The organism is Bacillus sp. TH30 (assembly GCF_016650875.1).
Taxonomy (GTDB): Bacteria; Bacillota; Bacilli; order Bacillales; family Bacillaceae_G; genus Bacillus_A; species Bacillus_A mycoides.
Map to the genome: position 1 here is coordinate 2914006 of NZ_JAEKEY010000002.1, position 23473 is coordinate 2937478.

26 protein-coding genes, 1 pseudogene, 1 riboswitch and 1 other annotated feature are annotated in these 23473 nt (G+C 34.8%); of the genes and pseudogenes, 18 read left to right on the top strand and 9 right to left on the bottom strand.

What is annotated here, in order from left to right:
• Window position 1: 1 nt before the first annotated feature.
• From JFU20_RS16985 to alo, 4 genes are all read left to right on the top strand, one after another.
• On the top strand, window positions 2–1018 hold the full coding sequence (locus JFU20_RS16985) for an ABC transporter permease (RefSeq protein ID WP_002166486.1): 1017 nt from the start codon (window positions 2–4) through the stop codon (window positions 1016–1018).
• On the top strand, window positions 1015–2079 hold the full coding sequence (locus tag JFU20_RS16990; RefSeq protein ID WP_002089519.1) for an iron chelate uptake ABC transporter family permease subunit: 1065 nt from the start codon (window positions 1015–1017) through the stop codon (window positions 2077–2079). The genes JFU20_RS16985 and JFU20_RS16990 overlap by 4 nt, the downstream gene beginning before the upstream one ends.
• Window positions 2076–2828: an iron ABC transporter ATP-binding protein gene (locus tag JFU20_RS16995; RefSeq protein ID WP_000590058.1), complete on the top strand. Its 753-nt coding sequence runs from the start codon at window positions 2076–2078 to the stop codon at window positions 2826–2828. Before JFU20_RS16990 ends, JFU20_RS16995 begins: the two co-directional genes overlap by 4 nt.
• Window positions 2829–3397: 569 nt before the next feature.
• Window positions 3398–4936, top strand: coding sequence for an anthrolysin O/cereolysin O family cholesterol-dependent cytolysin Alo (gene alo / locus JFU20_RS17000; protein ID WP_002016038.1), 1539 nt, complete (start codon window positions 3398–3400; stop codon window positions 4934–4936).
• A 51-nt stretch (window positions 4937–4987) separates the two neighbouring features.
• On the opposite strand, the gene JFU20_RS17005 is transcribed toward alo, so the two are convergent.
• The 3 genes from JFU20_RS17005 to JFU20_RS17015 form a co-directional block, all read right to left on the bottom strand.
• Complete coding sequence (locus tag JFU20_RS17005; protein WP_201038778.1) at window positions 4988–6268, bottom strand: purine/pyrimidine permease; 1281 nt, start codon at window positions 6266–6268, stop codon at window positions 4988–4990.
• A gap of 127 nt (window positions 6269–6395) precedes the next feature.
• Window positions 6396–6845, bottom strand: a complete 450-nt coding sequence (gene cynS / locus JFU20_RS17010; RefSeq protein ID WP_001081567.1) for a cyanase — start codon at window positions 6843–6845, stop codon at window positions 6396–6398.
• Between the two features lie 31 nt (window positions 6846–6876).
• Window positions 6877–7458 carry a beta-class carbonic anhydrase gene (locus JFU20_RS17015; RefSeq protein ID WP_002016036.1) on the bottom strand — a complete coding sequence of 194 codons (582 nt, stop codon included), beginning with the start codon at window positions 7456–7458 and terminating at the stop codon, window positions 6877–6879.
• Window positions 7459–7625: 167 nt separating this feature from the next.
• Between JFU20_RS17015 and JFU20_RS17020 the strand changes: the two genes are divergently transcribed.
• The 6 genes and pseudogenes from JFU20_RS17020 to JFU20_RS17045 all read left to right on the top strand — a co-directional run bounded on the left by JFU20_RS17020 (window position 7626) and on the right by JFU20_RS17045 (window position 10215).
• Window positions 7626–8057, top strand: a complete 432-nt coding sequence (locus JFU20_RS17020; protein WP_002016035.1) for an Lrp/AsnC family transcriptional regulator — start codon at window positions 7626–7628, stop codon at window positions 8055–8057.
• A 32-nt stretch (window positions 8058–8089) separates the two neighbouring features.
• Window positions 8090–8386: pseudogene (locus JFU20_RS17025) on the top strand (winged helix-turn-helix transcriptional regulator).
• A gap of 71 nt (window positions 8387–8457) precedes the next feature.
• Window positions 8458–8862: a phosphate-starvation-inducible protein PsiE gene (gene psiE / locus JFU20_RS17030; RefSeq protein ID WP_002089513.1), complete on the top strand. Its 405-nt coding sequence runs from the start codon at window positions 8458–8460 to the stop codon at window positions 8860–8862.
• 137 nt (window positions 8863–8999) lie between these two features.
• Window positions 9000–9515 carry a spermidine N1-acetyltransferase gene (gene speG / locus JFU20_RS17035; protein WP_002166488.1) on the top strand — a complete coding sequence of 172 codons (516 nt, stop codon included), beginning with the start codon at window positions 9000–9002 and terminating at the stop codon, window positions 9513–9515.
• A 184-nt stretch (window positions 9516–9699) separates the two neighbouring features.
• Window positions 9700–9915, top strand: coding sequence for a DUF3955 domain-containing protein (locus JFU20_RS17040; protein WP_002166489.1), 216 nt, complete (start codon window positions 9700–9702; stop codon window positions 9913–9915).
• A 60-nt stretch (window positions 9916–9975) separates the two neighbouring features.
• Window positions 9976–10215: a DUF3947 family protein gene (locus tag JFU20_RS17045; RefSeq protein ID WP_002016028.1), complete on the top strand. Its 240-nt coding sequence runs from the start codon at window positions 9976–9978 to the stop codon at window positions 10213–10215.
• Between the two features lie 31 nt (window positions 10216–10246).
• Here JFU20_RS17045 and crcB (JFU20_RS17050) read toward each other — a convergent pair whose 3' ends face one another.
• Together crcB (JFU20_RS17050) and crcB (JFU20_RS17055) are read right to left on the bottom strand one after the other, a co-directional pair.
• Window positions 10247–10603, bottom strand: a complete 357-nt coding sequence (gene crcB / locus JFU20_RS17050) for a fluoride efflux transporter CrcB (protein WP_002166490.1) — start codon at window positions 10601–10603, stop codon at window positions 10247–10249.
• Window positions 10600–11004, bottom strand: a complete 405-nt coding sequence (gene crcB / locus JFU20_RS17055; RefSeq protein ID WP_002166491.1) for a fluoride efflux transporter CrcB — start codon at window positions 11002–11004, stop codon at window positions 10600–10602. Before crcB (JFU20_RS17055) ends, crcB (JFU20_RS17050) begins: the two co-directional genes overlap by 4 nt.
• Before the next feature lie 54 nt (window positions 11005–11058).
• A riboswitch (Fluoride riboswitch) is annotated at window positions 11059–11118 on the bottom strand.
• Window positions 11119–11431: 313 nt separating this feature from the next.
• On the opposite strand from crcB (JFU20_RS17055), the gene JFU20_RS17060 reads away from it, so the two are divergent.
• From JFU20_RS17060 to JFU20_RS17080, 5 genes are all read left to right on the top strand, one after another.
• Entirely contained in the window at window positions 11432–12490 is a 1059-nt protein-coding gene (locus JFU20_RS17060; protein WP_002016024.1) for an endonuclease/exonuclease/phosphatase family protein, read from the top strand.
• Between the two features lie 34 nt (window positions 12491–12524).
• Window positions 12525–14027: a DUF4077 domain-containing protein gene (locus tag JFU20_RS17065; protein WP_002016023.1), complete on the top strand. Its 1503-nt coding sequence runs from the start codon at window positions 12525–12527 to the stop codon at window positions 14025–14027.
• A gap of 108 nt (window positions 14028–14135) precedes the next feature.
• Entirely contained in the window at window positions 14136–14531 is a 396-nt protein-coding gene (locus JFU20_RS17070; protein ID WP_000573650.1) for an SET domain-containing protein, read from the top strand.
• Window positions 14532–15174: 643 nt separating this feature from the next.
• The gene (locus JFU20_RS17075) at window positions 15175–15771 is read left to right on the top strand and encodes a hypothetical protein (RefSeq protein WP_002016022.1); all 597 of its coding nucleotides are present in this window, start codon (window positions 15175–15177) and stop codon (window positions 15769–15771) included.
• A 20-nt stretch (window positions 15772–15791) separates the two neighbouring features.
• Window positions 15792–16079 carry a DUF3986 family protein gene (locus JFU20_RS17080; RefSeq protein WP_002089498.1) on the top strand — a complete coding sequence of 96 codons (288 nt, stop codon included), beginning with the start codon at window positions 15792–15794 and terminating at the stop codon, window positions 16077–16079.
• A 92-nt stretch (window positions 16080–16171) separates the two neighbouring features.
• Here JFU20_RS17080 and JFU20_RS17085 read toward each other — a convergent pair whose 3' ends face one another.
• Window positions 16172–16291 (bottom strand): DUF3967 domain-containing protein, encoded by a 120-nt coding sequence (locus JFU20_RS17085; RefSeq protein WP_002016020.1) that lies wholly within the window; start codon window positions 16289–16291, stop codon window positions 16172–16174.
• Between the two features lie 351 nt (window positions 16292–16642).
• Here JFU20_RS17085 and murB point away from each other — a divergent pair, with 351 nt between their 5' ends.
• Together murB and tyrS are read left to right on the top strand one after the other, a co-directional pair.
• Window positions 16643–17560, top strand: coding sequence for a UDP-N-acetylmuramate dehydrogenase (gene murB, locus JFU20_RS17090; protein WP_002016019.1), 918 nt, complete (start codon window positions 16643–16645; stop codon window positions 17558–17560).
• 107 nt (window positions 17561–17667) lie between these two features.
• Window positions 17668–17884 (top strand) — a binding site (T-box leader).
• Between the two features lie 52 nt (window positions 17885–17936).
• Window positions 17937–19199 (top strand): tyrosine--tRNA ligase, encoded by a 1263-nt coding sequence (tyrS, locus tag JFU20_RS17095; RefSeq protein WP_002016017.1) that lies wholly within the window; start codon window positions 17937–17939, stop codon window positions 19197–19199.
• Window positions 19200–19463: 264 nt separating this feature from the next.
• On the opposite strand, the gene JFU20_RS17100 is transcribed toward tyrS, so the two are convergent.
• From JFU20_RS17100 to JFU20_RS17110, 3 genes are all read right to left on the bottom strand, one after another.
• Complete coding sequence (locus JFU20_RS17100; protein WP_002016002.1) at window positions 19464–20642, bottom strand: NAD(P)/FAD-dependent oxidoreductase; 1179 nt, start codon at window positions 20640–20642, stop codon at window positions 19464–19466.
• A gap of 44 nt (window positions 20643–20686) precedes the next feature.
• Window positions 20687–21127 carry a DUF1641 domain-containing protein gene (locus tag JFU20_RS17105; protein WP_002016003.1) on the bottom strand — a complete coding sequence of 147 codons (441 nt, stop codon included), beginning with the start codon at window positions 21125–21127 and terminating at the stop codon, window positions 20687–20689.
• Window positions 21128–21558: 431 nt separating this feature from the next.
• Entirely contained in the window at window positions 21559–21906 is a 348-nt protein-coding gene (locus JFU20_RS17110; protein WP_002016005.1) for a winged helix-turn-helix transcriptional regulator, read from the bottom strand.
• A 394-nt stretch (window positions 21907–22300) separates the two neighbouring features.
• Between JFU20_RS17110 and JFU20_RS17115 the strand changes: the two genes are divergently transcribed.
• A complete protein-coding gene (locus tag JFU20_RS17115; RefSeq protein ID WP_201039234.1) occupies window positions 22301–23464 on the top strand; it encodes an MFS transporter in 1164 nt (387 codons plus the stop codon).
• Window positions 23465–23473: the final 9 nt, after the last annotated feature.

Genomic DNA, 23473 nt, shown 5'->3' on the forward strand with positions numbered 1-23473 from the left:
AGTGTCAAAAAATATGATTTCTAGGGTTGAGAATATTTCTCAACCCCAGTTTTATAATCACAATAAAATATGGACAAAACCTTTTATAATAGCGATTATAGTTGTTATAATTTTAGGGATTATATCACTGTTTACTGGAGTTTATGATATACGTGGACAAGAGGACGGAATGGAGATGTTTTTCATAACTCGTGTTCCGAGAACAGTTGCATTAATGCTTACTGGAGCTGCAATGGCGATGGCAGGGCTCGTAATGCAACTAATTACACAGAATCGTTTTGTTGAACCTACTACAACGGGGACTATTGAATGGTCAGGCTTAGGCCTGCTTTTTGTATATTTATTATTTCCTGCCCCGACGTTAGTTCAAAGAATGACTGGTGCAATCATTTTTTCTTTTATAGGAACTATGATTTTCTTTCTATTTTTAAGAAGAGTTAAACTTCGTTCGTCTTTAATTGTCCCGATTATTGGATTGATGCTTGGAGCAGTTATTTCTGCAGTGTCTACTTTTTTGGGACTCCTTTTTCAAATGACGCAAAGTATTGAAACTTGGTTCGTAGGTTCATTTGCTACCGTTCAGGTGGGAAGATATGAATATTTATGGCTGATTGTTATCGTTACTTTGCTTATTTTTATGTATGCTAATAGATTGACTTTAGCTGGACTAGGAGAAGATGTCGCAACAAGCCTTGGAGTTAATTACAATAGAATTGTTCTTTTTGGGACTGGCCTTATCTCTGTTGCAGTTGGAATTGTTGCAGCTGTTATTGGAAACTTACCTTTCTTGGGATTAATTGTTCCAAACATTGTTTCAATGTTTAGGGGAGATGATCTTAGGAGTAATTTACCTTGGGTATGTGTGATCGGAATGGGGACAATAACTGCCTGTGACATCATTTCTCGAACAATTATAAAGCCTTTTGAAGTACCTGTTTCTTTAATACTTGCAACAGTGGGAGCAGTCGTATTTATTACTATTTTATTGAGAAAAAGAAAACCAAGGAGGCTGCGATGATCACATTAGACTATAGAAATAAAGAAAATGTCGAAATCGATTCTAGCCTTCATAATGAAAGTAGATCAGCTAGCGCTTTTCGTTCTAAGAAGGAAGCAAGACGCTATTGGATTGTACTGATAACATTGATCGCTTTAGGTCTCCTTTCTTCATATGGACTTTTAGTTTATAACAATCCAGTTCCGATAGATTCACCTTCTTTTATCCCGGTTGTTAAGAGAAGGATAATAGCCATTGTTGCGATGATTATTGCTGCAGTTTGCCATAGCTTGTCGACAGTTGCTTTCCAATCTATTACGAACAATAAGATTATTACTCCTTCGCTTTTAGGTTTCGAATCACTTTATTCAGCAATTCATACGAGTACAATATTCTTCTTTGGTGCTAGTGCATTAATAAACTTTAATGGAATTGGATCGTTTGTATTCCAAGTTGTTGTTATGGTCTTCATGAGTTTGATACTTTATGGATGGTTACTTTCCGGTAAATACGGGAATTTACAACTTATGCTTTTAGTTGGAATTATTATTGGTACCGGACTAAATTCTGTGTCAACTTTTATGAGAAAGCTACTTGCGCCTTCAGAGTTTGATATTTTACAAGCGAAATTATTTGGTTCTGTTAATCACGCAGATCCTGCATATTTTCCTATTGTAATTCCTATGATCATAATTGTAGCAGTATTAATTTTTGCTCATTCTAAGAATTTGAATGTTTTGTCACTAGGAAAGGATGTTGCTACTTCTTTTGGAGTTAAATATCAACCTAGTGTAATTTATACGCTTGTATTAGTTGCTATTTTGATGTCCATTTCAACAGCTCTAATTGGGCCACTTACTTTCTACGGCTTTTTAGTAGCAACTTTGAGTTATCAGGCGGCGTCAACTTATGATCATAGATATATTTTTCCAATGGCTTTTGCAATAGGATTTTTGATAATGACGAGTGCATACTTTTTAATGTATCATGTATTCCATGCTCAAGGTGTAGTTTCAGTTATTATTGAATTATTTGGTGGAATAATATTCTTAACTATAGTTTTAAGGAAGAGGGCTTTATGATAAAAATTGATAATGTTAAAAAGTTCTATACTGATAAGGTGAAAATAGGACCTTTGGATATTGAAATACCAAAAGCGGGCTTTACTTCTTTAATTGGACCAAATGGCGCTGGAAAGTCAACGACACTATTGATGATTGGAAGACTTTTAGATATGGATGAAGGTCAAATTCAGGTAGCAAATATGGATGTTTCTGAATCCAAATCAAAAGACTTAGCAAAAGTTTTGACTATATTGCGACAAGAGAATCATTTTGTAACTAGGCTTACTGTTAGACAATTAGTTGGATTTGGGCGCTTTCCTTATTCAAAGGGAAGATTAACTAAAGAGGATGAAGCTATTATTTCTAAATATATCGATTTTCTAGATTTAACTAATTTAGAGAATAGATATTTAGATGAGCTTTCTGGTGGTCAAAGACAAAGGGCATATGTAGCGATGGTATTGTGCCAAGAGACTGAATATGTACTTTTGGACGAGCCTCTGAACAACCTTGATGTTGCTCGTTCTGTTCAAATGATGGAGCATTTGAGACGTGCAGCTAATGAATTTGGAAGAACAATTTTGACTGTTATGCATGACATAAATTTTGCAGCCAAATATTCGGATAAAATTTGTGCTATGAAGGATGGACAAATTGCTGCTTTTGGAACAGTAGAAGAGGTTATGGACCCAACAATTTTAACAGATATTTTTGAAACGAAAATTGAAATTATCAATGGTCCTTATGGGCCAATCGCTGTTTATTAGTTACAAAATGTGAAAAATGAGTATGTCAAAAAAATACTGTAGCTTGTGTAAATCATGCCAGCTACTCTAGTTGAAGTTGCTGTCTGTATTTTATAGGCAGCAGCTTTTTTTAATGCGGTTGCCCATGATAACTCTTAATATTTCTGGCTGCTCGTAACAGTCCTGCATGTATTTCATTACTTCCGGTCCTGCGATGCTTCCAACAATAAACTTGTAAATTACTCATGAAATGCAAAGGAACGCTTCGTATTTTCAAGTATTTACCAAACGAAAAATTTATCTCTGTATAACTTTTTATAAGAATTCAGCTTGTTTTTTTTGTATGTAATATTGCATATAAGAGTGTATTGATAAAAGTGTAAGGGGTCACTATAATGAGGGCATAAAGATAAATCACATTTTCGTAGCAATAAAAAAGGAGGAAATAATATGGAAATCGCAATGGCAGTTTTGAAATTTGTAGGTGGCGTAATCCCGTTAATTCAAGAACTTTTGAAAGCATTTATGTAGGTTTATTAGTTAGCTATCATTTATCAATCATTATCATATCTTACTAAAAAAAGAACGGGGTGATTTTTCTGAATATTAAGAAAAACACTAAAAGAAGAAAGTTCCTTGCGTGTTTATTAGTTAGTCTATGCACTATTAATTATTCATCTATTTCCTTCGCAGAAACACAAGCAGGTAATACAACTGATGTAACCAAAAATGCTAGTGGCATTGATACTGGTATAGCAAATCTTAAATATAATAATCAAGAGGTTTTAGCTGTAAATGGTGATAAGGTAGAGAGTTTTGTTCCGAAAGAAAGTATCAATTCAAATGGTAAATTTGTAGTAGTGGAACGCGAGAAAAAATCACTTACAACTTCACCAGTCGATATTTCGATTATTGATTCTGTGGTGAATCGTACGTATCCAGGAGCGGTACAACTTGCAAATAAAGCTTTTGCAGACAATCAACCGAGTTTATTAGTGGCTAAGAGAAAGCCTTTGAATATTAGTATAGACTTACCTGGCATGAGAAAAGAAAATACAATTACTGTCCAAAATCCGACATATGGTAATGTGGCTGGAGCAGTAGATGATTTAGTATCTACTTGGAATGAAAAGTATTCTAAAACACATACGTTACCTGCAAGAATGCAGTATACAGAATCTATGGTTTATAGTAAATCACAAATCGCAAGTGCCCTTAACGTTAACGCTAAATATCTTGATAACAGTCTAAACATTGATTTTAATGCGGTTGCAAATGGAGAGAAAAAAGTGATGGTAGCGGCATATAAGCAAATATTTTATACCGTAAGTGCTGAACTACCTAACAATCCATCCGATCTTTTTGATAATAGTGTTACTTTTGGTGAGTTAACTCGTAAAGGTGTAAGTAATTCGGCCCCACCTGTTATGGTCTCAAATGTAGCTTATGGTAGAACTGTTTATGTAAAATTAGAAACAACATCTAAGAGCAAAGATGTACAAGCTGCTTTTAAAGCCTTACTTAAGAATAACAGCGTCGAAACGAATGGACAGTACAAAGATATTTTTGAAGAAAGTACTTTTACTGCTGTAGTATTAGGCGGAGATGCGAAAGAGCATAACAAGGTTGTTACTAAAGATTTCAATGAAATCCGAAATATCATTAAAGATAATGCTGAATTAAGTCTTAAAAATCCAGCATACCCAATTTCATATACAAGTACTTTTTTAAAAGATAATGCAACTGCTGCTGTTCATAACAATACAGATTATATCGAGACGACAACTACAGAATATTCAAGTGCTAAAATGACACTGGATCATTACGGTGCTTACGTTGCGCAATTTGATGTATCTTGGGATGAATTCACATTTGATCAAAATGGTAAAGAAGTACTAACACATAAAACATGGGATGGTAGCGGCAAAGACAAAACGGCTCATTACTCTACAGTTATCCCTCTTCCACCAAATTCAAAAAATATAAAAATCGTAGCAAGAGAATGTACTGGTCTTGCATGGGAATGGTGGAGAACAATTATTAATGAACAAAATGTTCCATTAACAAATGAAATAAAAGTTTCAATTGGAGGAACAACATTATACCCAACTGCTAGTATTAGTCATTAGGTATAAAAAGGCGCCCTGTAAGCAGGGCGCTTTTTTACTTAGTCACAAATTTTACTCTTTCCAAAACTGTTCCAATAGAATGACAAGCATGGTACCCACAAGTAATCCATTACTTAAAACATATTGTAAGGAAGAAGGAATTCCGCTAAATGCACTTTCTGGAAGAAACATTATTCCCAAACTGATTAATAATGAAATTCCTAATATAGTTAATCGGCGTTGATTTAATTCTTCGCGTAAAATGGATTGAAATGAAATGCCTATTACTTGGACAAATGTTGCTAAAAGTGCGGCATTAGCAATAGGACCTGGTAGCAAGGATATAAAGTTTACAATTGAAGGAATAAAAGAAATTCCTGCTAATATAAGACTTGCTATAAGGAACGACTTCACTTTTCTTTGTCCTGTTAGTTGAATAAATCCTGCTGATGCAGGTAATGGTACAATTCCAATTGTAGAAAACAACGACGAGATAATATGCGATATACCTCCGGCCCACACGCCGCGGTTCAGTATTTGCTTTTCATTTTCTTTAGATAACGGAGCCACTTGTTTTACAGCCGAAATAGCAGCGATTGTATTTGCAACTAAAAGAAATGTAAATAAAGTTGCAGTTAGAGCCATTCCAATATCTAATCTAGGTGTGCCCCAAGAAAATAGCTCTGGTAACTTAACTAACGGTGTGTGTGAAGGCATATGAGATGACTTTCCTAATACAGCATACAAAAGCCAACCACATGAAATTCCAAGTAACACAGCGTAACTTTTCATCCATCCGTTCCCTTTAATTGATAAGAAAGTAATAAGGGCAAAAACAAAGAGCGCAATAGCAGCCGTTGTATAATCAGGATGAGTTACAGCTCCTTGTAATCCCATCATTCCTTTTAGTAACACACCACTAAGCTGAAGAGATAATATTAAAAGAAAAGTTCCTGTAACCAAGGGTGTAAATAAACGTAGAATTCGATGAACAAGCCCTGTTATACCAAGGACGAAGAGTAATATACCTGCAATAATTAATCCGCCTTCTAAAAGTTGTAATACATCCTTTGCACTTTGTCCCTGATGCATAGCGACTTGTCCCAATATGACAAATATACTTACCCATGAACCGGCTGGCCCATCCGCTATGGGATAGCGATGCCCAAACCATGCTTGTATAAATGAACTTACTCCTACAACTAAAAAAGTTCGTTGCACTAATGTTGAGATATCTTCTATTGATAAATGGAATATGCCACCAATAATGATAGGCAATGCAATTGCATTTGCTAATAAAAACACAAACCACTGTAGAATACTAAAGCTCGTATCGACGTATTTTTTATTCATATTATTCTCCCTTGTATAAAAAGAATCTCATAGTAAAAATCCATCCTTTCTACACAGCTAGATTAAAAAGGATGGATTTTGTAAATCTATAAAATTACTTTAATTATATAGATAGATTTTTAATTAATTACCATGTACGGAACGGTAAGAATTTCCCGTTAAGTGTAATCACGATACGAGGGTCGCCACCTTTTGGATCTTCTTGTGTGTCCACACCTAGATTGAAGTTAATTGCACTCATTACACCTTCGCCAGCTTTTTCTAGAATTAATTCTCTAAGAGTTGGTGCGTATTGTAACATCATTTCATATAATCGATATAAGATTGGGTCAGTAGGAGGCATTTGCATTACTTGACCTCTAAGTGGAACTACTGTTAATGCTTGAACTACTTCTTCATCTAATTCTAATAGTTTACCGATTTTTTCTGCTTCTGGACGTGTCATTGTAGCTTGTCCTAATAACGCTGTTACAACCCAAGTCTCAGAGTTTTCACTTACTTTTGAAATTTCTTCCCATGTTAAACCTTTTGCAATTTTTGCTTCCATAATTTTTTGCGTAGCTTCTTGTCTATTCATATCTAATAACTTCCCTTCATTTAAGTAATAATTAATTTTTTATACCATTTAATGCTTTATATCCATCAACTATTAAATCTAATTTACCTGTGTGAGGATCAATAACTAAACCATGTACAGGAACATCTTTTGGAATAAGTGGATGATTTCTTACTAAATCAACATTAGCTTGAGTTGAACCGTTGACATCATCGAATCCAAATAACCATTTTTCAAGGTCAACACCAGCATATTCAATCGCTGATAAAATTTCTGGTGAAGCTACTCCACGATCTAATATTTTTTGAAGTGTTCCTTTTGGATTAGTTTGGCTCGCACCACATCTTTGGTGTCCGATAAGGAAGATTTCATCTGCATTTAGATCATATACTGATGCGACAACACTTTGCATAACACTATCGAAAGCAGAAGCAATTTTACCACCTGCATTTCTGATAACTTTTGCATCACCATCGTGTATATCTAAAGCTTTTGGAAGTAGCTCAATTAGACGAGCATCCATGCAAGAAACAACAACCATACGTTTTTTAGGCATTTTTGTTGCTTCACGAGGAGCGTATTCCTTATTTTCTACAAATTGTTCATTGAACGATAGGATTTCTTGTAATAACATATTTGTAACCTCCTTTAAATCTAGATGTATTTTTTTGTTGCGTCCTCTATGTTATAAGTGAATATGACTGATAAATAATGTGATGTAAGAGGATAGACTAAGTATAGTGAATTGTATCGATAAGCAGAATAAGTTGGCGAAACACTTTCGGGCTTTCTACTTTCACGGTGAAAGGATTGGTTTATATCATTGATCAAACAGATTTTGAGATATTGAAATTATTAGGAGAAAACTCAAGAATACAATGGAAAGAACTTGGTCAAAAAATACATATGACGGGGCAGGCTGTAGGAAATCGAATTCGAAGATTAGAGGATTTAGGGATTATTGAACAATATACAATCGCAATAAACCGAATCAAATTAGGACAAGTAGTGACTGCATTTGTTACTTTATTCGTAACAACAGCTAATCATCAAGAGTTTATGAATTTCTTTCAAAAAGAAGAAGGGATTTCTGAAGTAGACCGTATAAGTGGTGAGGGATGTTATTTATTAAAAACACATTTTGCTTCTAATGAAGAATTGGATAACTTTCTGGGGCGACTATTAAAGTATGGGAATTATCGTGTTAACTTATCAATAGGAAAGTTAAAATAAGATTTCTTTTTTTGAGGTTATAGTAACATTATTTGCTAATCCCTATTTGTATAGAGATAATAAAGTCGTTTGATTTTTATCCCGCATTAACGGGCGAGTTAAAACGATTGGTAACTGGTATTACGCAAAAAATGCTTACTGAGCAATTGAAAGAGCTTGAAAAAGATGGGCTTGTGTCTAGAAAAGTATACAATCAAGTACCACAGAAAGTTGAGTGAAACAGGGACAATCATTAAAAGAAGTTTTAAAAGTACTTTGCGATTGGGGAGGCAACTATATTAAGCAAAGATATCCTAATGGTGATAGTGAAAGAGGACGATCATATATGATTTAACACTCCTATAATTGTAAGTTTGCTATAATGAACAAGTACTTATACGAAGGGGAGTTTAAAGAGAAAATGAAATCATTTAACATCGATCATTTTATTGCTAGTGTCTTGCAGTGGATATTAAATATAGCTCTAATCATATTATCCATTGTCTTATCTATCTTTTTAATTAATGAAACGATTACTTTTATTCAATACATATTTTCGACGAAGAAGTATACATCTTATAAATTAGTTGAAAGTATTATCGTCTATTTCTTATACTTCGAGTTTATCGCATTAATTATTAAGTATTTCAAATCGAATTATCATTTTCCGTTACGTTATTTTATTTATATCGGAATTACGGCTTTAATTAGATTAATTATTGTATCTCATGAGGAACCGATGGAGACGTTATTATATGCGGGATCCATTCTTGTTTTAGTTATTGCTTTATACATATCGAATATGAGAGATTTGAGAAAAGAGTAGTGCAGACATAAGTTTGCACTACTTTTTGTACCTTGACCTTCAAGTTACTTGAAGGTTTACAATGTAATTAGGGCGTTTGAAATCGAAAAAAATTGAGAAATTAAGTGAAGAGGTTATTTTACTTGGAGGTTATAGAAATGAGTCAGGAATTAAAGTTACGTCCTTTAGAACGGGAAGATTTAAAGTTCGTGCACGAACTTAATAATAACGCACATATTATGTCTTATTGGTTTGAAGAGCCGTATGAGGCTTTTGTAGAACTACAGGATTTATATGATAAACATATCCACGATCAAAGTGAACGCCGTTTTATCCTGGAGAAAGATAATGAGATGGTTGGATTAGTTGAGTTAGTGGAAATTGATTATATTCATCGAAGAACTGAATTCCAGATTATTATTGATCCGAATTATCAAGGACATGGTTATGCAGCGGAAGCGACGCGTTTAGCGATGGATTACGCTTTTTCTGTATTAAATATGCATAAACTCTATTTAGTTGTTGATAAAGAGAATGAAAAGGCTGTACATGTTTATAAAAAGGTTGGATTTACGGTAGAAGGTGAGTTACAAGACGAATTTTTCGTTGATGGTAACTACCATAATGCGATAAGAATGTGTATGTTCCAAAAGGCGTATTTTGGATCGAAATAATTGATTAAAGAGGCTATAGACAATGATTTGTCTATAGTTTTTTTATTGTGATAAACAACAACTATTTATTGTAAAACGATAAATAGTTGTTGACTTGAAATGCGATTTGATTTATTATGATGGTATTAAGAATAGTGAAAAGGAATACAAATCAATTAATTATGAAATTGAAGGAGAATGTATTATGAAAAATAAATATTTACTAGCTTCTAGTCCGATATTTTTAGGAGTGTTATGTATAATTATGTTTAATATAATTGGTTCTGAAGTGAAGCCAGATGGAACTTTAGTGGAACCATTTTACTTAATTCCATTAGCGTATTTGTTTGCCTTTAGTGGGATTATTGCGATCTTATTTGTAGCACTTTTCTCGATGTTTCGAAAAAAGCAAGAGCGATAAAACACTTACTATGAAATAGAGACATATGATATGGAAGAAAAATAAAAAGTGAGCTGAATAATGATGAACCATTATTTTTACATTGGAAGACAAGTAGGACCAGCTATTACAGTGGCCGGGGCACAGATGACAATTCAGGCAGTGCATCAGGCCATTCAAATGCAACAACAAGCACAAGTAGCGCAAATGATGCAGAGCCAGTATATGTCGTATCCACAGCTTCCTGTGCAAAGTGTACATTATGATGTGTATCCAGCTGGTTTGTTTTCAATTCCATATGGTGCAACATACTTTTTATGAAAGAAAGCGACCGGTAAAAGAGTCGCTTTTTTTATATTCCACCTAACTTCATCCCAAGGAATGCGAAGATGATACCAATCATATAATTCGCGCTTAAATATAGAAATAGTACGCCAAATTTTTTGCGGCTGAAAAGCTGAACAGATTCTAATTTAAACGTTGAAAATGTAGTGAAGGCGCCCATAAATCCTGTGCCTAATAATAATTGCCAGCTTGTAGTTATCCCTTTGCCAATTATATATCCGAGTAAAAATGCTCCGGTTATATTAACGAGGAATGTAGCAATTGGAAATGAAGTTTTATTTCTTTCTTTAAACCAATTACTAATTGCAAATCGTGTAATGGCACCGAAGAATCCTCCTATTGCTACTAATAAAGCGTTAATCATGATATTCCACCTTCCTCAAGGTGTTTGTTTAGTAAAAAATCTCCAAGTTTATAGCCAAGCCCAGACATAATTAGACCGCCTAGCATACTGCATGATACATATAAAAATGCGATACCAAAATGTGAATGATTGATTAACTGTACAGTTTCTACACTGAATGTTGAAAACGTCGTAAATGAACCGATAAATCCGGTTCCAATCCCTGTAATAACTTCGGAGGATAAGATGTTTAACCGAGCGATATAGGTGGTTAGCAAAGCAAGTAAGAAACAACCAATTAAGTTAATCATTAATGTAGCGAGTGGTAATGAATGATGCCAAAGCGTATCGATAGTAAAACCTAAATAATAACGGGAAAGAGCTCCTAATATACCAGCTATGCCAACAATAATATATTTCAATTTCTTCACCTCTCTAACAGTTTACTCAAAAAAAATAGACTCCTACCAGTAGTCATACTGGTAGGAGTCATTAGCTAAATAGCAGTTATGGCGAACTCCATCGCCTATAAGTTCTATTTATAGTGTACTAAATATTATTTTGGATTGCCAATAAATATGTTAATGAAAAGTGCGGAAAGTAGGATCTGTATATTCTTTGAATTTGCAATTTCTCTGTTGTGGATTTTAATTACTTTACAATCTTGTCTTCTTAAATGTTAAGATTGAATTTCAAGATTATTGCAGTGAGAGATACAACGATTATTTATTATCAAAATATAATGATATAAAGTTTTCTTTATGGTAAAATATTTCTTGTGTCTTTAATCTATCTTAATTTAACTGAAAATACAGAAAATGGTATTTTACAAAAAAGGGGTCATGTGTTTTGAAGAAATTTTTAAAAATAGTATTAATATTTATTTTAATAGTAGCTGGTATTCTAGGTGGCTTTTTAGCTTATATGACACTTACAAAAGAGCAACCAGCGAATGTTTTAGACGTAAAGGTTGAAAATAATAAAGAGCGTGTACTGCAGCCAGGAAATGAATTTAAAGTTACAACATTTAATATTGGATACGCTGGATTAGATAAGGATCAAGACTTCTTTATGGACGGTGGAAAAGGTTCTGGTTCAAGTAGTAAAGAACAGACTGAAGTGAACTTAACAAATATGCTTTCATTTTTACAAAATGAGAATAGTGATTTTACATTATTGCAAGAAGTTGATATAAAATCCCATCGCTCATTTGATGTAAATGAACATGAGTTTTTGAAAAAAGGATTACCTGATTATGCTTCTTCATTTGGAAAGAACTATGATACTAAGTGGGTTCCTGTCCCAGTCACAAAACCAATGGGAAATGCTGAGGGAGGATTAAGTACATTTTCTAAATACACAGTTCAAACAGCAACGCGGTTCCAACTACCAGGAATGGAACCTTGGCCGAAGCGTTTATTCGATTTAGATCGAGCGATTGTTGAACATAAAATCCCTGTTAATAATGGGAAGTATGTTAGGCTCGTAAACGTACATCTATCTGCTTATGATGAGGGCGGAAAAATAAGAAAGCAACAAGCGGAGTATTTAAAAGAATATATGAACGAGTGCTATCAAAACGGTGATTACGTAATATTAGGTGGAGATTGGAACCAGTTACTTTCTAATGTTCAATTAAGTGATCCTAAGTTTGTGAAAGAGCGCCCTGAATGGCTAGTAGAGTTACCAAAGGACTTTGCGGACGGAGGATTTCAATGGGCTGTAGATCCATCTGTGATGACGGTAAGGGATGATGTGAAGAAATATGTGGAAGGTGAAAACTTTGTCACGATTATTGATGGCTTTATCGTTTCACCGAATGTTGAAATTGTAAATGTACAAGGGAAAGATTTGAAGTTTGAAAATAGCGATCATAACCCAGTGAGTGCGGTATTCAAGCTGAAGTAATCGATACGTATGAGTAGAAGGTGGGGCTTCATATATGGAGTGGTTAAAGAGAACTTGTTTTTCTAACCTTGAGAAAGAATCACAGAAAAATCATTTATTGCTATTTATCACGATATTTAGTTTCTTCCTTGGGATAATCGCGATTGGGTATTACGGATATATTTTTACAGAGAGAGCAATAGCATTTTGGATGTGTGGTATTTCTATCGTAGTATTTGGAACGCTGCTTACTTTTATAGAAAGTATGGAAGCAATGTATAAATACATCATGACATGTATGCTACTTATTATGTCTTTCATTATGGTACAAGCATTTAATGAAAGCCCAGCTGTATTTCAAATGGTCTATTTTACATTAGCGGTTTCGCTTATTTATTTGAGTGAACGTCTTATTTTAATTCTTGGCGGGGTAGCAGTTGTTGTTACATTTATACTTTGTAGTTATTGGCCAAATCAATTTTTTGCGTATACAGCGTCATCTGAAGCTGCAAATTTCGCAAGCTTGTTAGCGATTGTAACGATTGCAATGTGGGGTGTAACGAAGATTGGTTCTAATCTGTTGGCTCGTTTAAGTGATGAGAAGCAAGCGGTGATGAAGAAAGCTCAGGAGTTAGAAGAAACGCAAAGGCTTATTGAGAGAACAGTTGTGAAACTAGATAGTAATTTCAATCATTTAAGACAAAATATGAATACATCGATGGAGTCAATGAGTGAAATTAACTTTGCTTTTGAAGAAGTAGCAGTGGGAACCCAATCGCAATCAGAGATGATGTCTCGTTCAGTAGAAGTATTGAATGATATGGAGGGAAATATTGAACAAATCATCTCTCAAGTAAGAAATGCTTCGATTCGTGTTGATGAAAGTTTAGAAATTTCAAAGGGTAGTGTAAGTACTTTAAGAAATTTTGAAGCTAACATGAGAAGTTTAAATGATGTTGTTTCACAATCAGGAACGATATTTAGAGAATTGATGACACAATCGAAACAAATTAATGAAATTGTAGATGTAATCACGAATATTTCAAGTCAGACGAGTTTGTTAGCTTTAAATGCAAATATTGAGGCTGCAAGGGCAGGCGAGCATGGAAAAGGTTTTGCTATTGTAGCGAATGAAGTATTAAAGCTTGCTGAAGAATCGAATCGTTCTGCGGGGAGAATTCAAGGGATTTTGAAGGAGTTTAGTAATCAAGCAAGTAAAGTAGAAGTGCAGGTAAAGAAGTCAGAAAGAGTACAAGAAGAATGTAACGAAATGTTAGCAAGTGTTTTGACGAATGTAACGGATTTAGGGAAGTTTATTGATGCGATTAATGATGTAATGAGGGAGATTGTTGGTCATCAAGAAAGTTTCCAAGTTAAAACGACGAATATCGTAAAGGACGTTACACATGCTTCTAACGTAATTCAACAAACTTCTGCAGCTACGGAAGAAGTGTTAGCGAGTGTTGAAGAAGAAAAGCATCGAAATGATACATCGGTGAAGACGTTACATACTGTTAGCGAGCAAGTGAAGTTGCTAGAAGATATTCTAGAAAAATAATATCGATGAAAAAGAGCACTTGATAGGAATTTAATTGCTTTTCTCCGCATTTTCTGCCAAGCTTAAGGAGAAAAATACTTCGAAGAAAGAAATATATAGGTGACGCATATGATTGAAGTTAAGACTTCTGAACTTAGTGATGGAGAATTTAATAGAGGTGTATTTGCAACTCGTGATATTAAAAAGGGTGAGTTGATACACTCAGCACCAGTTATCTCTTATCCGAATGAACAGCATGAACACATTGAGAAAACGTTACTTGCTGACTACGCATTTGAGTATGGGGTAAATCATACGGCATTCCTTTTAGGATACGGCATGTTATTTAATCATGCATATAATCCGAATGCAACGTATGATATTGTCTTCGAGAATCATACGTTTAACTTCTTTGCTTACAAAGATATAAAAGCGGGAGAAGAGATTCTAATCAATTATAATGGTGAAGTTGATGACGATGAGCTATTATGGTTTGATAAGGAAAAAGAAGAGAACGAAAAATAATTTAATGAGTATAGAAAGGGCACATTCTGTGGGATGTGCTCTTTTTTTATGGCGTGTCCAGCTCATCTGGTCCGCTGCTTGCTGGTGAAAATCCAGTCTCTAAGTAAGAGCCAAGTCGTCTAGTAGCTGACAGGCAGCTGGTGGAGAAATCCTAAGGTTGAGCCCTGTGACAAAGTAATTTCTATTTATAGAAATGCGAGAGCGTATAGGAGTATACAGAGCCAAGAAATACACTATATTTACAACTGAATGATATGGTGAAAGGCTTAAATCGAATCTTATAAGGATTTAAAAATTACTATATCCTATCTCCAATTGGTCAAAGGTGGATCGGTAAAATAGATTGGTATGTCTTAGAATGGCTCAATTCTTTTTTCACTAACATCGCCCCTAAAGATACAGTATTGTACCTTTAGGGAGATGCTTTATTAGCTTTATATTGTAGAGGAAGAGATTTTTAGTTTATTTATTTTTAATCTTATTAAGTTATTATTTTATACAAATTAATAATAACAAATTCATCGCTTTATTTTTAGACTTATTGAAAAATTTTATATTTTGTAATATTTAATAGTGAGAAATAATAGGAAATATAAATTTTAGTTATTTCCCACTATTATAAAATTTGAGAGGGGAATGGTAGATGAGAATTATAGCTGGGATACTTTCTTTCGTGTTAATGTTTAGTTTTGCATTGCCATCATTTGTTGATGCAACTGTTGAATTAAATGATGATACAATTGTCGAAGAATATGTTCCTGAAGAAGATGGTGGTATTGATTTATCTAATGTCGATGTTTCTAACTTCGATTTTGAAAAATTCGAGAACGAATATGATTTTTTAGTAACTGACCCTGTATTTTTACAATTAGAAGGAGAACTAAGTAAACCAAGAGTTGAATATGTTATTGAAAAAAATCCTCTTACAGGTGAATTAATAGTTAAACAAGAAATATTACCAGCTCTTGTTATTGGAGCATTAAGGGTTTTAACTTCAAAAGCGGGAAGAACAGCTGCAGATAAAGGTTGGAAAATAGCGAGACCTTATGTACAAAAAGCATTAGACGCACCAAATAAATATATTCTTGAAGGTCCATATAAAACTAGAATTATTCAAGTCAGATCTAAAGTTACTAAAAAAGTGTTATTTAGGTTAGATTATGGTCCAGTAAAAAATAAAGGACCATATTTACATTATCATGTCCCGCCAAATTTGAATGATCATCATATTATTTGGTAAAGGAGAGATTATTTAATAGTATGTGTAACTATGAAGAACACCAACATATGCATATAGGATATTATGAAGATGGATATGATTTAGAAGTTATTGCATATAAGAAAATAGACAAGCCTATATGGGATGTTTTTATTGAAGAATATGAAGCTGACGCGGATTTTTTGTATGAATATGCTAGTAAACATAATTTAGGTGAAAAATTTGTTGGCTACGGTTTGAAAATATTTTCAATAGGGGATAAAGATGCTACTGAAGAACAATCTAGATTAATTTTTGAAAAGTGGTTAAAAACTAATAGCATTGTTTAAAAATTGGTTTATCTTTATTCCACTAATCGAAAAGGTAGAAAAGTATACTTTTCTACCTTTTTGTAGTTTATATACAAACCTTACCAAAACTTCTACCACGGCTTTTTCTTCTCTTTCGCAACTGCCACTTCATCTTGAAATTCCTTCGTTAAATCCTTTGATTCCTGTATCTCACTTAGTATCTTCATGAGAGTCTTATCTCCCGCTTTCAATCGATTTTCTTATATGTCATAAACAAAGTAAAGATTACAAAAAAATACCACTTTTCTTTCGTATGGTATAGTAAGATATTGAAGGGTATTACTTTGAAAAACCTATATATTTTACAAATTGTTGTCTATATGGTTACATGTCAAGTTTAGTAGCCCATTTGGGTTGCTTTATTATGCGATATATATTTTAATATGAGTGGAACCTCTTATAATTTAAGAGGTTTATAGGTGTGCTTTATGTACACTGTATTCACCACGTTAGCTGTTGTTTTGTAATGCATTTTTATGTGGGGATATTATGGACCCGTATATAGCGGGATAAAAAGATTATAGAAATAGAGGAATCGTAAAATGAATATGCACGAGGTTTATAAATATTTAAGTACAGTATTGCCTGAAGGTCATGTGAAGCAAGATGAAATGTTAAAGAATCATACGCATATTAAAGTGGGCGGGAAAGCGGATGTGTTCGTTTCTCCTACGAATTATGATGAAATTCAAGAAGTTATAAAGTATGCGAATCAATACAATATTCCAGTTACGTTTTTAGGAAACGGCTCTAATGTTATTATTAAAGACGGTGGTCTGCGCGGGATTACAGTAAGTTTAATTCATATTACAAATGTTACTGTAACAGGGACAGCGATTGTTGCGGGGTGTGGTGCAGCAATTATTGATGTGTCACGAATTGCATTAGATCACTGTTTAACAGGACTTGAGTTTGCTTGTGGTATACCAGGTTCAGTTGGCGGAGCGTTATATATGAATGCTGGTGCATATGGCGGTGAAGTTGCATATGTGCTAACAGAAGCTGTCGTAATGACAGGTGATGGAGAGCTACGTACTTTAACGAAAGATGCATTTGAATTTGGATATCGTAAGAGTGTATTTGCGAACAATCATTACATTATTCTTGAAGCGAGGTTTGAACTTGAAGAAGGTGTGCGTGAAGAGATTAAGGAAAAGATGGATGATTTAACGTATAAGCGTGAATCAAAACAACCTTTAGAGTATCCTTCATGTGGCAGTGTATTTAAGCGTCCACCAAATAATTTTGCGGGTAAGCTTATTCAAGAATCAGGACTGCAAGGTAAGCGAATTGGTGGAGTTGAAGTTTCTTTAAAACACGCTGGATTTATGGTGAATGTTGATAACGGAACTGCACAAGATTATATCGATTTAATTCATTTCGTACAAACAACAGTTGAAGAAAAATTCGGTGTGAAATTAGAGAGAGAAGTAAGGATTATTGGAGAAGATCTACAGTAATCTTTGAATAAAAAACGTATAAAAGTATGAATTATTTCGAAATAACATTTGGACATTGTTGACAATTTGATTTTGATTCAATATAATGGCTAATAATTTAACAAATAAAATATACGTTGAAAGAGCCCAGTAGCAGTTTGTCACTGTTATCAAAGAGAGCTAGGGATTGCTGGAACCTAGCACAAACAAACTTGTGAATTACACTCTGGAGTATCTTAGGTAACGCTAAGCGGACTAGCAATCGATATTATTGCTAAGAGTGGTATGAATAGCTATGCTATTTATGCAAACTGGGTGGTAACACGGTGAATAATCGTCCCTATGTCATAGACATAGGGACTTTTTGTTTTTCAAAAAATAAAGGGGATGACAAAAGATGAATATTATTGATGAATTAGAATGGCGCGGTGCTGTGAATCAACAGACAGATGAAGAAGGTTTACGTAAGTTAGTAGAAGAGAAAAAGATTTCACTATACTGCGGAGTGGATCCGACTGGTGATAGTATGCATATCGGACATTTGATTCCATTCATGATGATGAAGAGGTTCCAATTAGCTGGTCATCATCCTGTTATTTTAATTGGGGGAGCAACAGGAACAATTGGTGATCCGAGTGGTCGTCAATCAGAGCGTCAACTGCAAACGTTAGAAGTGGTGCAGCATAATGTAGATGCGTTAACAGCGCAAATGAAAAAGCTATTTGACTTTGGCGGGAATAGCGAAGTGAAGATGGTAAATAACTATGACTGGACACATAAAATAAACATTATCGAGTTTTTACGTGATTACGGAAAAAACTTTAGCATAAATAGCATGTTAGCGAAAGATATTGTCGCAAGTCGTTTAGATACAGGGATTTCTTTCACAGAGTTCACGTACCAAATTTTGCAAGCAATGGACTTCCATCATTTATACACAAAAGAAGATGTTCAATTACAAATCGGTGGTAGTGATCAATGGGGAAATATTACGAGCGGTTTAGATTTAATTCGTAAATTAGAAGGTCATGAGGCGAAAGTATTCGGATTAACGATTCCATTATTATTAAAATCAGATGGTACGAAATTTGGTAAATCAGCAGGTGGTGCTATTTGGCTTGATCCGGAAAAGACAACACCGTTTGAATTTTACCAGTTCTGGGTGAATACAGATGACCGTGATGTAATTAAATACTTGAAATACTTTACGTTCTTAACGAAAGAGCGAATTGATGAATTAGCTGTGAAAGTAGAAACAGAGCCTCATAAACGTGAAGCGCAAAAAGTATTAGCAGAAGAAATGACGAAATTCGTTCATGGAGAAGAAGCATTTTTACAGGCAGTGAAAATTACAGCAGCGTTATTTAGCGGAGATATTAAGTCGTTAACAGCTGATGAAATTGAACAAGGCTTTAAAGAGATGCCGACATTCCAATCTTCAAAAGAGACGAAAAATATCGTAGAGTGGCTAGTTGATTTAGGAATTGAACCTTCTAGACGTCAAGCGCGTGAAGATATTAATAATGGGGCTATATCTATGAATGGTGAAAAAGTAACGGATGTCAGTAGGGATGTTACTGTAGAAAATTCATTTGATGGACGATTCATCATTATTCGTAAAGGGAAGAAGAACTACAGCTTAGTGGAATTAGGAGAATAGTTCTTGTGAAAGAGCGGAAGTAGGGAAGCTATCTACTTCCGCTCTTTTCATATACACAATTTCGACATAAAAAAAGTCAGTATATTTCGATAATTAAAGAGGTTATATTATTCTTTTGCCGAATAAATAAGTTAGAGAAAATTACGGATAAAGTGAAACTTTAATCAGTGGGGGTTTTGTTCATCCCCACTGATTATCAGCCCGCAAATAGCGGGATAAAAATAGCCCGAACCATGCAGGGCATGATTCGGGCTTATATTCAGATTAGTATGCTAAGCTGAATAGACCTTTAATGTGTGATAAGTAACGAACGTTACTTGCTTCTTTCATTAATGATGCTGGTAAACCTTTAAGCGGAGTATTGCTTGCTCCGATTGTAGCAACAGCATCTTTACGTCCTAGACTAGCAAGTGTTCCAGAGTTGATAGGTGCGAACTCTTCGAATGCTTTGCCTTCTAGTGCTGCGTATAAGTTGTATCCAATTAACTCACCCATTTGCCAAGCGATTTGTGCAGTTGGTGGGTATGGACGACCGTCTGGAGAGAAGACAACAGCGCTGTCTCCAGCAACGAATACGTCTTTGTGAGAAGTAGATTGTAGATGTGCATCAACAGTTGCACGACCGCGGTTTACTTCAAGACCTGATTCACCAATTAATGGATTACCTTGTACGCCGCCTGTCCAAACGAATGTGTTAGCAACGATTTTTTGACCGTCTTTTAAGTCGATTTCATTACCAGCAACGTTTGTTACAGGAAGACCTGTTAAGAATGTAACACCGCGTGCTTCTAAGCTAGCAGTTGCACGTTCGATTAAGTGGTCTGGTAATACTGGAAGGATTTTTGGACCTGCTTCAACAAGAAGAAGTTTAACTTCTTTTGGATTTACGCCGTGGCTTTTTGCAAGTTTAGGCATAATGTCAGCAAGCTCACCAACTAGCTCAACGCCAGTTAATCCGCCACCACCGATTACAATTGTAGCATCAGCTTCGTTTTTCGTTTTAGCGTATTCACGAATACGGTCTTCAACGTGTTTGTAGATTTTGTTTGCATCAGCAGCAGATTTTAATACCATGCTGTTTTCTTCTAGTCCTGGAATACCGAAGTAAGCAGTTTTACTTCCTAAAGCAACTACAAGTGCATCGTAAGATAAAGTAGTGCCACCAGCTAGTTTGATTTCTTTGCTATCAACTGAGAATGACTCAACTGTTGCAATTTTAAGATCGATGTCTTTACCTTTGAAAAGCTTTGTAAGTGGCATTGCAATTGCTTGCTCAGCAACGTTACCAGCTGCAAGGCGGTGTAATTCAGTGATGATTTGGTGTGTTGGGTATTGGTTAATCACTGTAACTTGTGCTTCTGATTTGCTGTAATATTTACGTACGTTTAAAGCGGCAAGAAGACCGCCATAACCAGCGCCTAAGATGACAATTTGTTTTGACATAGTATGATATCCCCCGTCTTTACTAATTGTTGTTATAAGTTAAATTATTTATTGTTACGTTCTGCACTAATTTGAAGGTATGCGTTCACAAAGCGGAACATTTTTTGTGCTTGTGGGTCTTTTAGTAATTTTAATAGACCGAACAGGCCGATAACTTCGTTGCTTTCATCAGCACGATCTTTCGCTTCGATAGCAGTTGCAGCCATGCTTTTCACTGTATCTTTTACAGGTTCTACAAGCTCTGTGATTGCACTAACAGTGTCGCTTTTTAATACTTCATCAGTAGCAACAGTTTGAGCGAAGTCATAAGACTTAGTTAAAATGTTAACAAGCTCAGTTAATTTTGGAAGCTGTTCTACTAGTGTTGTTAATGATTCTTGTACCTCAGGTTTTAACAACTGATCAAGTACATCAAGTTGTCCTTGGCTAGCAGAAATTTGTACAGTTTCTTGTTCTGGCTTTGTTTGAGTCATAGTTTCTGGCATCTCCAATTCTCCTTTACGATAGCAATACTCTTATTTTTTATAGGTAAGATAGTAAACGCTTATGAAACTTTATACAAAGTTTCACAAAGCACAATAAAATGCCTTTAAATTTATGATAGCAAGTAAGCTGAAATCATAAATCCAAAACCATAATGTCCTACCTATTATTTATGAACTGTCCGATACATGGCTTGTCCGCATAATGGAAAGTTCCCTTATCGGAAAGTGTATATAATATATATCCTATATTATATACTATATACACGTATGTTAACATAAAAATGATTCCTAATTATTTGATATTGATTCTGTAACCTAGTACTGACAAGGCATGAAAGCGCATAAATTATTTTATCTATCTTAAAAATGTACATATATATAAAGAAAAAAAGGAGGAAATGGACAAATTTCTGTTCATTTCCTCCTTTTTCTTATTGTTCATCCTCTGTAATTAGCATCGATGTGTTACCACTTTTTTCAAGGTGGCATTCGCCCCAAGTACAAAGTGAATCGAGAATTGATTCTAAAGACCATCCGTAGTCAGTAAGGGAATATTCTACTTTTGGTGGTACTTGATTGTATACCTTTCTTTGAATAACCCCGTCTACTTCTAACTCGCGTAATTGCTGCGTTAACATCTTTTGTGTAATACCAGGCATTAAACGTTTTAGTTCACTCGTTCTCTTTGTACCTTTCGTTAAGTGGCAAAGAATAACGACTTTCCATTTGCCACCGATAACCTCTAAAGTCGCCTCGACAGGAATATTATATTTCTTCATATAAAAATCTCCTTTGATGAATGTAAGTTTCAGTTCTTCAACAAAAGAAGCTAAATAAGTTAAATGTTACTTTTTAGTGCCTATAGCACTTTAAAGTACGTACTTTTTATCGTGTTGAATATGTTTCATAATAGCATACGTAAGAGGGAAATGAGTAGTACGGTACTAAAAAGTGCCTATGTTACTTTTAGGTACCTATCGTACTTTAAAGTGCGTTCTTCAAAAAAAGAGTGAAGCCATTCATAATAGCATTTATCAGCAGTAAAGTTATTTTTGTAGAAGATAAAAAGGCCTTTTTATCACACTATTATGATTGGATTTCTCGCATTAAGGAGGAGTTCAATTGAATTCATATGCAGTATCATCTTCGGCTGTTCAGACGAATCGAAGAAGTATGTTTGCTTTATTAGCGCTAGCAATTAGTGCATTTGGAATTGGTACAACCGAGTTTATTAGTGTCGGTTTATTACCATCTATTTCGGAAGATTTACATGTTTCTGTTACAACAGCGGGCTTAACCGTTTCTTTATACGCGTTAGGAGTAGCATTCGGTGCTCCTGTTTTAACTTCGCTAACTGCTAGTATGTCGCGAAAAACATTATTAATGTGGATTATGATTGTCTTTATTATCGGTAATGGAATTGCAGCGGTAGCAACGAGTTTTACTGTGTTACTTATCGCGAGGGTTGTCTCTGCGTTTGCACATGGCGTTTTTATGTCGATCGGATCCACAATTGCGGCTGCACTTGTACCAGAGAATAAACGTGCTAGTGCAATAGCATTTATGTTTACTGGTTTAACCGTTGCGACGATTACAGGTGTACCAATTGGAACGTTTATTGGTCAACAATTTGGCTGGAGAGCATCTTTTATGGTGATTGTGGTCATTGGAATTGTTGCCTTAGTCGCAAACAGCATGTTAATTCCGTCTAACTTAAAAAAGGGTACACGAGTATCATTTCGTGATCAATTCAAACTTATCACGAACGGAAGACTCTTACTTGTTTTCGTCATTACTGCATTAGGATACGGAGGAACATTCGTAACATTTACGTATTTATCTCCGCTATTACAAGAAGTAACCGGATTTAAATCGAGTACCGTTACAATCATTTTATTAGTGTACGGGATTGCAATTGCGATTGGGAATATGATTGGCGGAAAATTATCGAATCATAATCCAATTCGAGCACTATTTTACATGTTCTTTGTTCAAGCCATTGTATTATTCGTACTAACATTTACAGCGCAGTTTCAAGTAGCAGGGCTTATCACAATTATTTTTATGGGGCTATTCGCGTTTATGAATGTTCCAGGACTACAAGTGTATGTCGTTATATTGGCTGAGCGTTTCGTGCCGAGTGCCGTTGATATCGCATCAGCAATGAATATTGCAGCATTTAACGCAGGAATTGCTCTTGGGGCTTATTTGGGCGGTATTGTAACGAACTCGTTAGGATTAATTCATACAGCTTGGGTAGGCGGCATTATGGTAGTAGGCGCTGTTATTTTAACAGCTTGGAGTATGAACTTAGAAAAAAGAGATCAAGCAAAATAAAGGAGAGAA

Excerpts from the sequence above, each read along its gene's own strand:
- JFU20_RS16990 (WP_002089519.1), top strand. The coding sequence starts at position 1,015 with ATGATCACATTAGACTATAGAAATAAAGAAAATGTCGAAATCGATTCT.
- JFU20_RS16995 (WP_000590058.1), top strand. The coding sequence starts at position 2,076 with ATGATAAAAATTGATAATGTTAAAAAGTTCTATACTGATAAGGTGAAA.
- JFU20_RS17005 (WP_201038778.1), bottom strand. The coding sequence starts at position 6,268 with ATGAATAAAAAATACGTCGATACGAGCTTTAGTATTCTACAGTGGTTT.
- cynS (WP_001081567.1), bottom strand. The coding sequence starts at position 6,845 with ATGAATAGACAAGAAGCTACGCAAAAAATTATGGAAGCAAAAATTGCA.
- JFU20_RS17015 (WP_002016036.1), bottom strand. The coding sequence starts at position 7,458 with ATGTTATTACAAGAAATCCTATCGTTCAATGAACAATTTGTAGAAAAT.
- psiE (WP_002089513.1), top strand. The coding sequence starts at position 8,458 with ATGAAATCATTTAACATCGATCATTTTATTGCTAGTGTCTTGCAGTGG.
- speG (WP_002166488.1), top strand. The coding sequence starts at position 9,000 with ATGAGTCAGGAATTAAAGTTACGTCCTTTAGAACGGGAAGATTTAAAG.
- JFU20_RS17040 (WP_002166489.1), top strand. The coding sequence starts at position 9,700 with ATGAAAAATAAATATTTACTAGCTTCTAGTCCGATATTTTTAGGAGTG.
- JFU20_RS17045 (WP_002016028.1), top strand. The coding sequence starts at position 9,976 with ATGATGAACCATTATTTTTACATTGGAAGACAAGTAGGACCAGCTATT.
- crcB (WP_002166490.1), bottom strand. The coding sequence starts at position 10,603 with ATGATTAACGCTTTATTAGTAGCAATAGGAGGATTCTTCGGTGCCATT.
- JFU20_RS17065 (WP_002016023.1), top strand. The coding sequence starts at position 12,525 with ATGGAGTGGTTAAAGAGAACTTGTTTTTCTAACCTTGAGAAAGAATCA.
- JFU20_RS17070 (WP_000573650.1), top strand. The coding sequence starts at position 14,136 with ATGATTGAAGTTAAGACTTCTGAACTTAGTGATGGAGAATTTAATAGA.
- JFU20_RS17075 (WP_002016022.1), top strand. The coding sequence starts at position 15,175 with ATGAGAATTATAGCTGGGATACTTTCTTTCGTGTTAATGTTTAGTTTT.
- JFU20_RS17080 (WP_002089498.1), top strand. The coding sequence starts at position 15,792 with ATGTGTAACTATGAAGAACACCAACATATGCATATAGGATATTATGAA.
- murB (WP_002016019.1), top strand. The coding sequence starts at position 16,643 with ATGAATATGCACGAGGTTTATAAATATTTAAGTACAGTATTGCCTGAA.
- tyrS (WP_002016017.1), top strand. The coding sequence starts at position 17,937 with ATGAATATTATTGATGAATTAGAATGGCGCGGTGCTGTGAATCAACAG.
- JFU20_RS17100 (WP_002016002.1), bottom strand. The coding sequence starts at position 20,642 with ATGTCAAAACAAATTGTCATCTTAGGCGCTGGTTATGGCGGTCTTCTT.
- JFU20_RS17105 (WP_002016003.1), bottom strand. The coding sequence starts at position 21,127 with ATGCCAGAAACTATGACTCAAACAAAGCCAGAACAAGAAACTGTACAA.
- JFU20_RS17110 (WP_002016005.1), bottom strand. The coding sequence starts at position 21,906 with ATGAAGAAATATAATATTCCTGTCGAGGCGACTTTAGAGGTTATCGGT.
- JFU20_RS17115 (WP_201039234.1), top strand. The coding sequence starts at position 22,301 with ATGTTTGCTTTATTAGCGCTAGCAATTAGTGCATTTGGAATTGGTACA.